Here is a 15,049-nt window from a genome sequence, read left to right as displayed (position 1 = left end):
GGCCCTCCCCTCGGGGGGGGGCGGGGGCGCACAAGCGGGGGGGGGGGGGGGCGGGTCGGGGGGGGGGGGGGGGGGGGGGGGGGGGGCGGGCCCCCCCCCCCCCCCCCTCTCCCGTGTGCGCGTACGGTCAGACCGCGAGCGTGCCCTCGCACAGCTGCTTCCACATCAGCCGCCGGCGCGGCTTGCCGCTCGACGTGACCGCAAGGCCGCTGCGGCGGACGTGGACGAGCAGCAGCTCCGCGTCGGGCAGCGACTCCGTGACGACCTCCCGGGCGGCCTCGTCCCACTCCGGCTTCGCGCCCTCCATGACCACGGCGGCCGTCGCGACGCCGTCGCGGAAGCCCAGCAGCACGGCCGCCCGGCGCTCGGTGACGCCCAGCTCGTGCAGCCGGCCCTCCAGGCTCTCCGCGAAGACCATCTTGCCGTTCATCTTGATGCCGTCACCGAGCCGGCCGAGCACGAAGAGCTGCCCGTCCCGGAGGAACCCGGCATCGCCCGAGCGCAGCACGCCCGACGCCAGACTCGTCCCGGACGCCGAACCCGCCTCGCCCACATAGCTGTTGCCGGTCACCGACGTCCCGCCGACGACGATCTCGCCCACGGTGCCGTCGGGCACGGGCCGGTCGTCCTCGTCCAGCACGGAGACCGTGACGCCCTCCATCGGGCGCCCGCAGCCCACGATCCGGGCCGTGCCGGGCCGCCCGTCCTCGCCGTCCGGCGCCGAGGCCGTCCAGCCCTCGTCCGGGGCCAGACCGGTCACCCCGAGGGTGGCCTCCGCGCCTCCGTACGCCGGGGTGAAGACGCCGCGCCGGAAGCCGTACGGGCCGAGCAGCGCCTCGACCGCCTCCAGGGCGTCCGGGTCGATGCGCTCGGCGCCCAGGCTGACCGACCGCAGGGCGCTGAAGTCCATGCCCTCCAGGGCGGCCGGGCGGACCCGGCGCAGGATGTACGCCAGGCCGAAGTTGGGCATCGCGGTCAGGCCGATCCGGTTCTCGCTGATGCAGCGCAGATAGCGGACCGGGTCGCGCAGGAAGTGCTCGGGCTGCATCAGCCAGCCGTCGGACCCGGTGACCACCATGTTGATCAGGCAGCCGGTCAGGCCGAAGTCGTGGTGCACGGGCATCCAGCTGATGCCGGCGTCCTCGGGCCGCCACCCCAGTCGGCGCCGCGTCGCGGTGACGTTGGCGCGCAGCGCGTCGGACGCGACCCGCACTCCGCGCGAGAAGCCGCTCGACCCGGAGGTGAACTGGATCAGCGCGTGGTCCGGCAGCGGGTACGGGGCGGAGGCCGGCTCCACGTCGCGTACCAGCTCGTCGAAAAGCACCGGCTGGCGGATGCCGAGACCGGCGCACGTCTTGCCGACCGCCTCGAAGGAGTCCTCGTCGCAGATGGTGAGGGCCGGGGCCGCCGTGCGGAAGAGGTGGTCGACGTGGCGCTGGTAGTCCTCGCTGCGCTGGAACGCGAACGGCGGCGCGATCGAGGACGGTGTAGCCCCGGCCGCGAGCGCGCCGAAGAGGCTGGCCGCGAAGCCGGGGCTGGAGCGCTGCACCACGACCACCACGTCGTTGCGGCGCACCCCGAGCGCGCGGAGCGCGGCGGCCGTGGTGAGGGTCAGCCGGGCGAGCGACCGGTAGGAGTGGAAGTCCCAGCTGTCACGGGGTCCGGCGAAGTAGAGCCCGCGTTCGGCCGGCGCGTCGGTCAGCCATTCCAGCAGGGCGCGGTCGGGATAGCTCTCGGGACGGGTCAAAGCAGTGGTCCTCTCAGCCTCTGCGGGCATTGCTGCGCATCATGCCGAGCGGCGGCGGGTCCCTTCCAGGCAAGAATCCGGTAACTCGTCCCGGTCGCCGACCGGCAGCCGGCGACACCGGTTGCCGGTCGCTTTCCTGGTGACCGCACGTGCGTTCGGCGAGCATCGATGCCACGGCGCCGGCCCGTCGACACCCTGCCGTCCCCGCCCCGAACGCCCCGGGGCGGCCGCGCCCGCCGTCGCCCCGGCGCCCCACGACCGCCGGACGTCCCGCCCTGCGGACCGCGCCGAACACCCCGCGATCCGGCCCAGGGCACCAGACCGAGGCGCGCTGGAACGCGCCGGGAAGGTGGTCGTCGTCCGATGACTCCGCTCGTCACCGAAGGCACCCCGTTTCCGCTGACCGCCGCCCAGCGCGGGGTCTGGTTCGCCCACCGGCTCGCCTCACCCACCTCGACGTTCAACCTGGCCGACTACCTGGAGATCCGGGGCCCGGTGGACGCCGGCATCCTGCGGCGCGCGGTCCGCCGCGCCGAGGTCGAGAGCGGCACCTTCGACGTGGCCTTCGGCGAGGGCCCGCAAGGCCCCTACCAGACGGCCGTCGCGCAGGCCGGCGAACTGCTGCGGGAGATCGACCTCTCCGGCCGCCCCGACCCGCACGCCGAGGCGCTGCGCTGGATGGCCGAGGACCGGCACACCGCCCTGGACCTCGTCCGCGACCCGCTCTTCAACGAGGTGCTGCTGAAGCTCGGGGACGCGCACTTCATCTGGTACAAGCGCTGCCACCACATCCTCATCGACGGCTTCGGCAGCGTCCTCTTCACGCGCCGGGTCGCCGAGTTGTACGCCGCCGAGGCGGCCGGTGAGGAGCCCGCGGGCGCCCCGCTGAACACCCTCGCCGAGCTGGTCGCCGAGGAGGCCGCCTACCGCGCCTCCGACCGCTTCGACCGCGACCGCGCCTACTGGCTCGACCGGTTCGCGGTGCAGCCGGAGACCGCCACCCTGTCCGACCGCACGGTCCCGGGCCGGGCCGGAGAGGTGCTGCCGACCCGCACCGCCGAGCTGCCCGAATCCGCGCTGGCCGCGCTCCGCACCGCCGGACGCGAGGCCCGGACCACCTGGACGGTCCCGGTGCTCGCCGCGGTCGCCGCGTATCTGCACGGCATGACCGGGCAGCGCGACCTCACCATCGGCGTCCCGGTCACGGCCCGGCGCACCGACATCGCGCGCAACAACCCCGGGATGATGGCCAACCAGCTCCCGCTGCGGCTCACCATCGACCCGGCCACCACCCGCTCCCAGCTGCTGCGCCAGGTCGCGTCGGGGCTCGCCGAGCTCCTGGAGCACCAGAACTACCCGTACGACGACCTGCGGCGCGAACTGAAGCTCGTCGGCAGCGGCGGCCACCTCTTCGGGGTGCAGGTCAACATCCTGCCCACCAGCAGCGACCTCCTCTTCGACGGCCACCCCACCTACGCCCGCACCCTCCAGGGCGGCCCGGTCCCCGACCTCAACATCAGCGTCCGCCCCCAGAGCGCCGGGCAGGGCGCCGCCATCGACTTCGAGGCCCCCGCCGACCGCTACACCGAGGACGAACTCGCCGCCCACCAGGACCGCTTCCTGCGCTACCTCACCGCGCTGGCCACCGCCCCCGCCGACCTCCCGATCGGCCGCGTCCCGCTCCTCGGCCCCGCCGAGCACGAACGCGTCCTCGTGGAGTGGAACGACACCGGCCGGCCGGACGCCGGGGCCACCTTCCCCGAGCTGTTCGAGCGGCAGGTCCGGGCCACCCCGCACGCCGACGCCGTACGGGCCGGGGAGACCACGCTCTCGTACGAGCGGCTCAACGCCCGCGCCAACCGGCTGGCCCGCCTCCTCGCCCGCAAGGGCGCCGGGCCCGACACCCGGGTCGCCGTCGCCATGGACCGCTCACCGGACGCCGTCGTCGCCGTCCTGGCGGTCCTGAAGGCGGGCGCCGCGCATCTGCCGGTCGACGTGTCGTACCCGGCCGAGCGCATCGCGTACATGCTGGACGACGCCCGCCCCGCCCTGATGCTCACCACCCGCGCCGCCGCGGCCCGGCTGGACGGCCTGGCGGACCTCCCCGAGCAGCTGTTCCTGGACGAGCTGTTCGTCGGCGAACTCTTCCTGGACGAACTCGTCCTGGACGAGGCGTCCCTGGCGCCGCACGCCGACGACAGCGACCTCACCGACGCGGACCGCACCGCGCCCCTGCGCCCCGGCCACACCGCGTACGTGATCTACACCTCCGGGTCCACCGGGCGCCCCAAGGGCGTCCTGGTCCCGCACACCGGGATCGCCGCCCTCGCGTCCTCCCAGGCCGACCGGCTCGCGCTGCGGCCCGGCGAGCGCGTCCTGATGTTCGCCTCGCCCAGCTTCGACGCCTCCGTCTGGGAGCTGTGCACCGCGCTCCTCACCGGCGGCTGCGCGGTCGTCGCCCCCGCCGAACGCCTCCAGCCGGGCCCCGCCCTGGCCGCCCTGATCGCCGAGACCGGCGTCAGCTGCCTGCTGCTCGCCCCCTCCGCCCTGTCCGTGATGGCCGAGGGCTCGATCCCGCCCGGCGTCACCCTGGTCGTCGGCGCCGAGGCGTGCCCGCCCGACCTCGTGGAGCGCTGGTCCCCCGCGCGCCGCATGGTCAACGCCTACGGGCCCACCGAGTCCACCGTCATCACCACCATGAGCGACCCGCTCGCCGGGCGCACCGTGCCCCGGATGGGCCGCCCCGTGCACCGCACCCGGGTGCGCGTCCTGGACGAGGCGCTGCGCCCCGTCCCGGCGGGCGTGGCCGGCGAGGTCTACATAGCGGGCTCCGGCCTGGCGCGCGGCTACCTGAGCCGCCCCGGCCTGTCCGCCGGGCGGTTCGTCGCCGACCCGTACGGCGAGCCCGGCGCCCGCATGTACCGCTCCGGCGACCTCGCGCGCTGGACCCCCGACGGCGAGCTGGAATACCTGGGGCGCGGCGACGACCAGGTCAAGGTGCGCGGCTTCCGCATCGAGCCCGGTGAGATCGAGGCGGTCCTCGCGGCCGACCCGGCCGTCGGGCACGCCACGGTCGTCGTCCGCGAGGACGCCCCCGGCGTGCGCCGCCTCGTCGCCTACGTGGTGCCGAGCCCCGGCGCGGTGCCCGAGCCCGCCGCGCTGCGCGAGCTGGCCGCCGCCGGGCTGCCCGAATACATGGTGCCCGCCGCCGTCGTGGTGCTCGACGCGCTGCCGCTCACCCCCAGCGGCAAGCTGGACCGGAACGCCCTGCCCGCGCCGGAGTTCACCGGCGCCGCCGAGAGCCGCCCCCCGCGCGACGACCGCGAGCGCCTGCTGTGCGAGCTGATCGGCGAACTCCTCGGCGCCACCGCCGTGGGCATCGACGACAACTTCTTCGACCTGGGCGGCGACTCGATCGTGGCCGTCCAGTTCGTCACCCGCGCCGCCCGCGCCGGGATCGGCCTCACCCCGCAGGACGTCTTCGCGCACCGGACGGTCGCCGCCATGGCCGCCCACGCGGCGGGCGCCGAAGCCCCCGGCGACGAACCGGCCGGGGCCCCGCGGCTCCTCGAACCCGTAGGCCCCGAGGACGCCGCCGCCCTGCGCGCCCGCTGGGCCGGGCGGAACGCGGAGGCGCTGCTCCCGCTCGCCCCGCTCCAGGAGGGCATGCTCTTCCACGCCTTCTACTCCGGCGCCGCCCTCCGCGACGGCGACGCGGACGCCGGCCCCGACCCGTACAACGTGCAGAAGGTCTTCGGGCTCGCCGGGCCGCTCGACACCGAGGCGCTGCGCCGCGCCTGCCGGGGCGTGCTCGACCGGCACCCCGCGCTGCGCGCCGGCTTCGACCGCGCCGGGTCCGGGGTGCCCGTGCAGGTGATCTGCGGCGGCCTCGAACCGGACTGGGCGTTCCACGACCTCGCGGACCTGGCCGAGCCGGAGCGCGCCGCCGCGCTGAGCGGGCTGCTGGCCTCGGACAAGGCCCGCCGCTTCCCGATGGACGCGCCGCCGCTGATCCGCTTCGGCCTCGTGCGCACCGCCCCGGACGAGCACCTGCTCGTGATCACGAACCATCACATCCTGTACGACGGATGGTCGTTGCCGCTGGTGCTGCGGGACCTGTTCCTGCTGTACGCGGACGGCGGCGCCGGGTCCGCGCTGCCGCCCGCCGTCCCGGTCTCCGACCACCTCGCGTGGCTCGGCGCCCAGGACCGTACGGCCTCCGAGGACGCCTGGCGCACCGCGCTCGCGGGCCTGGACGAGCCGACCCTCGTCGCCCCCGGCGCCCAGGCCGCCACCGGCACCCCGGCCCTCGCCGTCACCGAGCTGGGCGAGGAGCTGACCCGGGCGGTGGGCGCGGCCGCCCGCACCCGGTCCCTGACCACCAGCACCGTCGTCCAGGGCGCCTGGGCGCTGCTCCTCGCGCTGCTGACCGGCCGCGACGACGTCGTGTTCGGCACCACCGTGTCCGGCCGGCCGCCGCTGCTCCCGGGCGTCGAGGAGATGGTCGGGATGCTGATGAACACCGTCCCGGTCCGGGTGCGCGTCGACCCCGCGCAGCCGTTCGCCGGGCTCCTCGCCACCGTGCAGGCGGAGCAGGCCGCGCTCACCGGGCACCACCACCTCGGCCTGCCCGCGCTCCAGCGGCTGACCGGGATGCCCGAACTCTTCGACACCAGCACGGTCTTCGAGAACGCCCCGGTGGACCGCGCGTCCATCGGCCGGGCCGTTCCGGGGCTGCGGATCAGCGTCGAGGAGTCCGACGCCACCGGCGCCACGCACTACCCGCTCAGCCTGATCGCCGCCCCCGGCGACCGGATGCGGCTGGAACTCACCTACCGGGCAGACCTCTACACCGCGGCCGAGGCGGACGCCGTCCTCAGCCGGCTCCGGCTCGCCCTCGCGGCGTTCGCGGCCGACCCGGACCGGCCGGTCGCCGGGATCTCGCTGCTCACCGCCGAGGAGGCGGCCGGGGCGCTCGCGGCGGGCGAGGGCCCGGTCCGCGCCTTCCCGGACGCCACCCTGCCCGAGCTGTTCGCGGCCCAGGCCGCCCGCACCCCGGACGCGGTCGCCGTCGTCTGCGGCGCCGAGACCGTCACGTACGCCGGACTCGACGCACGGGCCGGCCGCCTCGCCGCCGCGCTCGTCGCCAAGGGGGCCGGGCCCGGCCGGGTCGTCGGGGTGAGCCTGCCGCGCTCGGCGGAGCTGATCGTCGCCCTGCACGCCGTCCACCGCGCCGGGGCCGCCTACCTGCCGATCGACCCGGAGTACCCGGCGGAGCGCGTCCGCAACATGATCGGCGACGCCGACCCGGTCCTCGTCATCGACCCGGCGAACTACGCGGCGCTGACCTCGGGCGCCCCGGCCGCCGACGGCCCGGCCCCGGACCGCCCGCTGCCGCTGCACCCGGCCTACGTCATCCACACCTCCGGCTCCACCGGCCGCCCCAAGGGCATCGTCGTGGCGCACGCCGGGGCCGCCAACTACCTGCACTGGATGCAGGACGCCTTCCCGCTCGGCCCCGGCGACCGGGTCCTCCAGCGCACCTCGATGAGCTTCGACCCTTCGGTGTGGGAGATCTTCTGGCCGCTGATCACCGGCGCCGCCGTCGTGATCGCCGAACCGGACGGCCACACCCGGCCCGGCTACCTGCCCGACCTCATCCGCCGCGAGAAGGTCACCGTCGCCCAGTTCGTCCCGTCCACCCTGGAGGTCTTCGTCCAGGAGCCGGGCGCGGACCGGTGCGACGGGCTGCGGCGGGTGTTCTGCGGCGGCGAGGCCATGACCTCCGGCCTGGTGGAACGGTTCCGCGCCGTGAGCGGGGCCGCCCTGCACAACCTGTACGGGCCGACCGAGGTCTCCGTCTACTCCACGAGCCACCTGGCCGTGGCCGGCGCCGAACCCGCCGCCGTGCCCGTCGGCCGCCCCGCGTCCAACCTGCGGGTGTACGTGCTCGACGCCCGGCTGCGGCCGGTGCCCCCGGGGGTGAGCGGCGAGATCTGCATCGCCGGGCCCGGCGTCACCCTCGGCTACGCGGGCCGGCCCGGCCTCACCGCGGAACGCTTCGTCGCCGACCCGTACGGCGCGCCCGGCACCCGCATGTACCGAACCGGCGACCTCGGCCGCCGCCGGGCCGACGGGGAGCTGGAGTACCTGGGCCGCGCCGACCACCAGACGAAGATCCGGGGCCACCGAATCGAGCTCGGCGAGATCGAGACCGTGCTCACCGCCGACTCCTCGGTGTCCCGCGCCGCCGTCATCGTCCGGGAGGACCGGGCGGGGGCCCCGCGCATCGCCGCGTACGCCGTCCCCGCCGCGGGGCCGCTCGACGCGGACGCGCTCCGGGAACACCTCGCCGCCTCGCTGCCCGGCTACATGGTGCCGTCCGTCCTGATAGAGGTCGCCGCCCTGCCGCTGACCCCGAACGGAAAGCTGGACCGCAAGGCCCTGCCCGTACCGGAGTTCTCGGCGGCCCCCGCCGGACGCGAACCGCGCGACGCCCGCGAAACGCTGCTCTGCGCCCTGTACGCCGAAGTGCTCGGCCTGGAACACGTCTCCATCGACGACGACTTCTTCGGCCTCGGCGGCGACTCGATCATGTCGATCCGGCTGGCCGGCCGCGCCCGCACCGAAGGGCTCGACCTCACCCCGCGCGACGTGTTCACGCACAAGACCGTCGCCGCGCTCGCCCCCCACGCCAAGGACGTCGCGGCGGGCGAGGCCGACTGGACGCCCGCCCAGCAGCCCCTCGTCCCGCTCGACCTGGACGAGCTCGAAGAGCTCGAAGCCCAATGGGAGAACTCGAAGTGAAGCAGACCTCGCTGGAAGCGGTCCTGCCGCTGTCCCCCTTGCAGGAGGGCATGCTCTTCCACGCTCTCTACGACACCGAGGGCGTCGACTTCTACAACATGCAGACCCCCCTGGAGCTGGCCGGGGTGCTGGACGCGCAGGCCATGAAGCGCGCCTGCGGGCAGCTCCTGGAACGCCACTCCGGTCTGCGCGCGGGCTTCCTGCAACGCCGCTCGGGACAGGCCGTCCAGGCCGTGGCCCGCGCCGTCGAGGTGCCCTGGGAGGAGAGCGACCTCAGCGGCTTCGGCGAGTCCGAGCAGCGGGCCCGGCTCACCCGGCTCCTCGCCGCCGACCGCGAACGCCGCTTCGACCTGGCCCGGCCCCCGCTCGTCCGCTTCACCCTCGTCCGCCTCGGGGCCGAACGCCACGTCCTGGTCATCACCCACCACCACATCCTGGTCGACGGCTGGTCGCTGCCCATCGTGCTGCGCGACGTCTTCCGCCTCTACCGGCGCGCCCGGGGCGACGGCGGCCTGCCCGACCTGGAGACGGTCGTCCCGTTCAGCGACTACCTGGGCTGGCTCGACGCCCAGGACCGGGCCGAGGCGGAACGCGCCTGGGCCGACGCGCTGGACGGCCTGGACGAACCGACGCTGGTCGCCCCGGCCGCCGCCACCGGCACCCCGGGCCGCCAGCAGCGCGTCATCGCGGACCTGCCGGCCGAGCTGACCGCCGCGCTCACCACGGCCGGGCGGCAGCGCGGGCTCACCCTCAACACCGTGGTCCAGGGCGCCTGGGCGCTGCTCCTCTCCTCGCTCACCGGGCGCGACGACATCGTGTTCGGGGCCACCGTCGCGGGCCGCCCGCCGCAGATCCCGGGCGTCGACCACATGGTCGGCCTGCTCATCAACACCGTGCCGGCCCGCCTGCGCATCGACCCGGACGAGCCGCTGTCCGCGATGCTGGCCCGGCTCCAGGACCAGCAGGCCCGGCTCGGCGGCTACCACTACCTGGGCCTCGCCGACATCCACCGCACCACCGGGCACACCGAACTCTTCGACACCACCGTCGCGTTCGAGAGCTTCCCGATCGACCCGCTCGCCGCGTCCAAGGCGATCCCCGGCATGGTCATCGCCATCGTGGAGGCCACCGGCCACGAGGCCCACGAGGGCACCCACTACCCGCTCAGCCTCGCCGTCTACCCGGGCGACGAACTGCGCCTCGAACTCAACCACCGCCAGGACCTCTTCGACACCGAGGCGGCGACCGCCCTCCTCGGCCGGCTGCGGCTGCTCCTCGAAGGCTTCGTCTCCGCCCCGGACACCCCGGCCGGCCGCGTCGACCTCCTCACCGAGGAGGAGCGCCGCCGCACCCTCTACACCTGGAACGACACGGCCCGCGAGGTCCCCGACGCCACCCTCCCCGACGTCTTCGAGGCGCAGGTGCGGGCCACCCCCGGCGCGACCGCCCTCGTCGGCGGCGGACAGGCCCTCACCTTCGGCGCCCTCAACGCCCGCGCCAACCGGCTCGCCCGGCTCCTCGCCGCCCGGGGCGCCGGCCCCGACACCCTCGTCGCGCTCGCGCTGCCCCGCACCGCCGACACCGTGGTGGCGATCCTCGCCGTGCTCAAGGCCGGCGCCGCCTACCTGCCGATCGACCCGGAGTACCCGGCCGCCCGGATCACCGCGCTGCTCGCCGACACCGCGCCGGTCCTCCTGGTGACCACCGACGCCGTCGCGGCCGGGCTGCCGGACGGCGGCCCGGACCGGCTCTCCCTGGACGACCTCGCGGACCGGCTCGACGGGGGTGCCGGGGCGCCCTCCGACGCCGACCTCACGGACGCCGACCGCACCGCCCCGCTGCTGCCCGCGCACCTCGCGTACACCATCTCGACCTCGGGCTCCACCGGCACACCCAAGGCCGTCGCGGTCGAGCACCGGGCCCTGGTCAACATGTTCCACAGCCACCGGGACCGCTTCTTCACGCCCGAGTCCGAGGCGGCCGGCGGCCGGCAGATGCGGGTCGCGCTCACCAACGCGCTGGTCTTCGACGCGTCCTGGAGCCAGCTCCTGTGGATGACCGGCGGCCACGAACTGCACCTGGTGGACGACGAGACCCGCAAGGACCCGCACGCGCTGACCGCGTACGTCACCGAGCGCCGCGTCGACGTCCTCGACACCACGCCCAGCTTCGCCCGCTCCCTCCTCGCGGCCGGACTCCTCGGCACCGGACCCCTAGGTGACGGGGGCCACCGCCCGACCACGCTCGCGCTCGGCGGCGAGGCCGTCGGCGACGACCTGTGGGACGAACTGCGCGTCACCGAGGGCCTGAACGGCTACAACCTGTACGGCCCCGCCGAGTGCACCGTCGACGCGATGCTCTGCCGCACCGGCGACAGCGACCGCCCCGCCATCGGCCGCCCCGCCCACAACACCCGCGTCTACCTCCTGGACGCCCGGCTGCGCCCGGTCCCCGCCGGTACGGACGGCGAGCTGTACATCGCCGGAGCCGGGCTCGCCCGCGGCTACCTCGGCCGCGCCGGGCTCTCCGCCGAACGCTTCGTCGCCGACCCCTTCGGCGCGCCCGGCGCCCGCATGTACCGCACCGGCGACCTCGGCCGGTGGCTGCCCGACGGCACGATGGTGTTCGCCGGGCGCGCCGACGACCAGGTCAAGATCCGCGGCTTCCGCGTCGAGCCCGGCGAGATCGAGGCGGTCTGCGCCGCCGACCCGGCCGTGGCACGGGCGGCCGTCGTGGCCCGCGAGGACCGGCCGGGCGTCAAGCGCCTCGTCGCCTACGTGGTGCCCGCCGACGCGTCCGCCGACCTCGCCGGGCTGCCCGGCCGGCTCGCCGGGGTGCTGCCCGCGCACATGGTGCCCGCGGCCGTCGTCACGCTGCCCGAGCTGCCGCTCACGATCAACGGCAAGCTGGACCGCCGCGCCCTGCCCGTACCGGAGTTCGCGGGAGCGGCCGGCGGCCGGGCGCCGAAGGACGACCGGGAACGGCTGGTGTGCGAGTTGTTCGCCGAGGTGCTGCACGTCGAACGCGTCGGCGCCGACGACAGCTTCTTCGACCTGGGCGGCGACTCCATCCTCTCCCTGCAGCTGGTCTCCCGGCTGCGCAAGGCGGGCCTCGTGCTCACCCCGAGGGACGTCTTCACCCACCGCACCGTCGCCGCGCTGGCCACCGCCGCCACCGCGACCGCCGACGCCGAGCCCTCCTTCGTACCGCCGGAGGGACCGCTCGTCACCCTCGGCACCGACGAACAGGCCGAGCTGGACCGGGACTTCCCCGGACACCTGGACGTCCTGCCGCTGACCCCGCTCCAGCAGGGCATGCACTTCCACGCCCTGCTCGCCGAGGACGGCGTCGACGTCTACAACACCCAGCGCCCCCTGCAGCTCGCCGGAGAGCTGGCCCCTGGCGTGCTGCGGACCGCCTGCGAGGCGCTGCTCGCCCGGCATGACAACCTGCGCGCCGCGTTCGTCCGCCCGGCCGGCGGGTCCGCCGTCCAGGTGGTGCCCGCGGCCGCCCCCCTGCCGTGGACGGACATCGACCTCACCGGGCTCGACGAGGAGACCCAGCGCGACCGGGTCGCGGCCCTGCTCGCCGAGGACCGGGTCCGCCGCTTCGACCTGGCCGAACCGCCGCTGGTGCGGGTCACCCTGGTCAAGCTCGCCGACGACCGCCACCTCTTCCTGTTGACGCACCATCACATCCTGCTCGACGGCTGGTCGCTGCCCCTGATGTTCCGCGACCTCTTCGAGCTGTACGCGAACGGCGGCGCCTCCGCGTCCCTGCCGGCCGTCACCCCGTACCGCCACCACCTCGGCTGGCTCGCCTCCCTGGACGGTACGGGCGAGCGGCTGTGGAAGGACGCGCTGGCCGGGCTCGACGGGCCGACCCTGGTCGCCCCCGGCGCCGACGCGGCCGCCGCCGTCGTCCCGGACCTCGTCGCGCACCGCCTCGGTGCCGACGAGACCCGTGCGCTCACCGCCGCCGCCCGCGCCCACGGGCTGACCCTCAACACCGTCCTCCAGTACGCCTGGGCCGTCGCCCTCGGCCGCCTCACCGGCCGCCGCGACGTCGTCTTCGGCGCCACCGTCGCCGGACGCGCCCCGCAGCTGCCCGGCTCCGAGTCCGTCGTCGGCATGCTGATGAACACCATCACGGTCCGGGTGCGCTGGGAGCCCGGCCAGACCCTGGCCGGCGTCCTCGCCCGGCTCCAGGACGAGCAGGCCGCCCTCGGCGAGGCGCACCACGTCTCCCTGGCTGCCGTGCAGCAGAGCGCCGGACACGGCGAACTCTTCGACACCGTCCTCGGGTTCGAGAACACCCCGGTCGACCGCGCCGCCGTCCAGGAGCAGGTGCCCGGCCTCCGGATCTCCGTGGACGACACCGCCGCCCCCGGCGCCACCCACTACCCGCTCAGCCTGGTCGTGGTCCCCGGCGAGCGCCTGAGCCTCGAACTGAACTACCGGGGCGACCTGTTCACGCACGACGAGGCGGACCGGCTGCTCGCCGTGGTGGGCCGAGTCCTGGACGCCCTCGTCGCCACCCCGGACCTGCCGACGGGCCGCATCGGCCTGCTCTCCGCACCCGAGCTCGACCGCCTGGTCGCCGAGCCCAACCGGGGCGCCGACGCCCGGGCCGCCACCCCGGCCACCTTCCCCGAGCTGTTCGCCCGGCAGGTCTCCGCCCGCCCGGACGCACCGGCCGTCACCGGACCCGGCGGCACCCTCTCGTACGCCGGACTCGACGCCCGCGCCAACCGCCTGGCCCGCGTCCTCGCCGCCCACGGCGCAGGGCCCGAACGCCTGGTCGTCGTCGCCATGCCGCGCTCGACGGACTCCGTGGTGTCGATCGTCGCCGCGCTCAAGGCGGGCGCCGCCTACCTGCCGCTCGACGTCGGCTACCCGGCGGACCGGATCGCCTTCATGCTCCGCGACGCCGCCCCGCACCTCGTCCTCACGACCCGCGAGGCCGCCGAGGGCCTGCCCGCCGAGGAGGACGGCCCCACCCGGCTGTACGTGGACGAGCTGACGGTCCCCGAAGGCACCTCCGACGCAGACCTCACCGACGCCGACCGGACGGGCCCGCTGCGCCCGGCGTCCGCCGCGTACGTCATCTACACCTCGGGCTCCACCGGCACCCCGAAGGGCGTCCTCGTCACCCACGCCGGGCTCGCCTCGATGATGGCCGCCCAGGCCGACGGGCTCGACGCCAAGCCGCTGGGCAGGGTCCTGCTCTACGCCTCGCCCAGCTTCGACGCCTCCGTGTGGGAGCTGTGCACCGCGCTGCTCACCGGTTCCTGCGCCGTCGTCGCACCGGCCGGCGAACTCCTGCCCGGACAGCCGCTCGTGGACACCGTCGCCCGGTACGGGGTGAACTGCCTGCTGCTGCCGCCGTCCTCGCTGGCCGTGGTCCCCGAGGGCGGGCTGCCCGAGGGTGTCACGCTCGTCGTCGGCGGCGAGGCATGCGCCCCCGACCTGGTGGCCCGCTGGTCCGCCGGACGCCGCATGGTCAACGCGTACGGGCCGACCGAGTCCACCGTCATGGCCACCATGAGCGCCCCCCTGGCCGGGCGCACCGCCCCGCCCATGGGCCGCCCGGTCGCCGGCAGCCGCGTCTACGTGCTGGACGAGACGCTGCGCCCGGTCCCGCCCGGAGTCCCCGGCGAACTGCACATCGCCGGTGCCGGGCTCGCCCGCGGCTACCTCGGCCGGACCGCGCTCACCGCGCAGCGCTTCGTCGCCGACCCGTACGGCGCCCCCGGCACCCGGATGTACCGCACCGGCGACCTCGCCCGGTGGACCGCCGACGGGCAGCTGGAATACCTGGGCCGCAGTGACGAGCAGGTCAAGGTCCGCGGCTTCCGCATCGAGCCCGGCGAGGTCGAGGCCGCGCTCACCGCCGACGCCTCCGTGGACCGGTCCGTGGTCGTCGCCCGCGAGGACGCCCCCGGCATCCGGCGCCTCGTCGGCTACGTCGTCGCCGCGCCGGGCCAGCAGGTCAGCCCGGCCGCCCTGCGGGAGCGGGTCGGCGCGGTGCTGCCGGACTACATGGTCCCGGCCGCCGTGGTCGAGCTGGACGCCTGGCCGGTCACCCCGAGCGGCAAGCTCGACCGGAACGCCCTGCCCGCCCCGGACTTCAGCGCCGCCGCGGCCGGGCGCGCCCCGCGCGGCGAGGCGGAGGAGCTGTTCTGCGCGCTCTTCCAGGACGTGCTCCAGGTGGACCGGGCGGGTGCCGACAGCAGCTTCTTCGACCTGGGCGGCGACTCCATCACCTCCATCCAGCTCGTCACCCGGGCGCGCAAGGCCGGGTACGAGATCGCCCCGCGCGATGTGTTCGCCGGCCGCACCGTGGCCGGACTGGCCGCGCTGGCCAAGCGGCTCGGCTCGGAGGCCCGGCAGCCCGCCGCGGCGCCCGAGGAGCCCCTGGTCGCCCTGGACCAGGACGAGCTGGACGAGTTCACCGCGGAGTGGGACGACGACTCCGCCTGAGACCTCCCCGGCG

Annotated in this window: 3 protein-coding genes; 2 read left to right on the top strand and 1 reads right to left on the bottom strand. The window is 75.6% G+C overall.

The window, feature by feature from the left end:
• Positions 1–127 precede the first annotated feature (127 nt).
• Positions 128–1,747 (bottom strand): AMP-binding protein, encoded by a 1,620-nt coding sequence (locus ACIQZN_RS09310; protein WP_403989850.1) that lies wholly within the window; start codon positions 1,745–1,747, stop codon positions 128–130.
• Between the two features lie 363 nt (positions 1,748–2,110).
• On the opposite strand from ACIQZN_RS09310, the gene ACIQZN_RS09305 reads away from it, so the two are divergent.
• Positions 2,111–8,554 carry an amino acid adenylation domain-containing protein gene (locus ACIQZN_RS09305; protein WP_403989848.1) on the top strand — a complete coding sequence of 2,148 codons (6,444 nt, stop codon included), beginning with the start codon at positions 2,111–2,113 and terminating at the stop codon, positions 8,552–8,554.
• Entirely contained in the window at positions 8,536–15,036 is a 6,501-nt protein-coding gene (locus ACIQZN_RS09300) for an amino acid adenylation domain-containing protein (RefSeq protein WP_403989846.1), read from the top strand. The genes ACIQZN_RS09305 and ACIQZN_RS09300 overlap by 19 nt, the downstream gene beginning before the upstream one ends.
• Positions 15,037–15,049 lie beyond the last annotated feature (13 nt).

It is taken from the genome of Streptomyces sp. NPDC097595, assembly GCF_044761525.1.
Classification (GTDB): Bacteria; Actinomycetota; Actinomycetes; order Streptomycetales; family Streptomycetaceae; genus Streptomyces; species Streptomyces drozdowiczii_A.
This window is presented reverse-complemented; position numbering and strand designations above follow the sequence as displayed.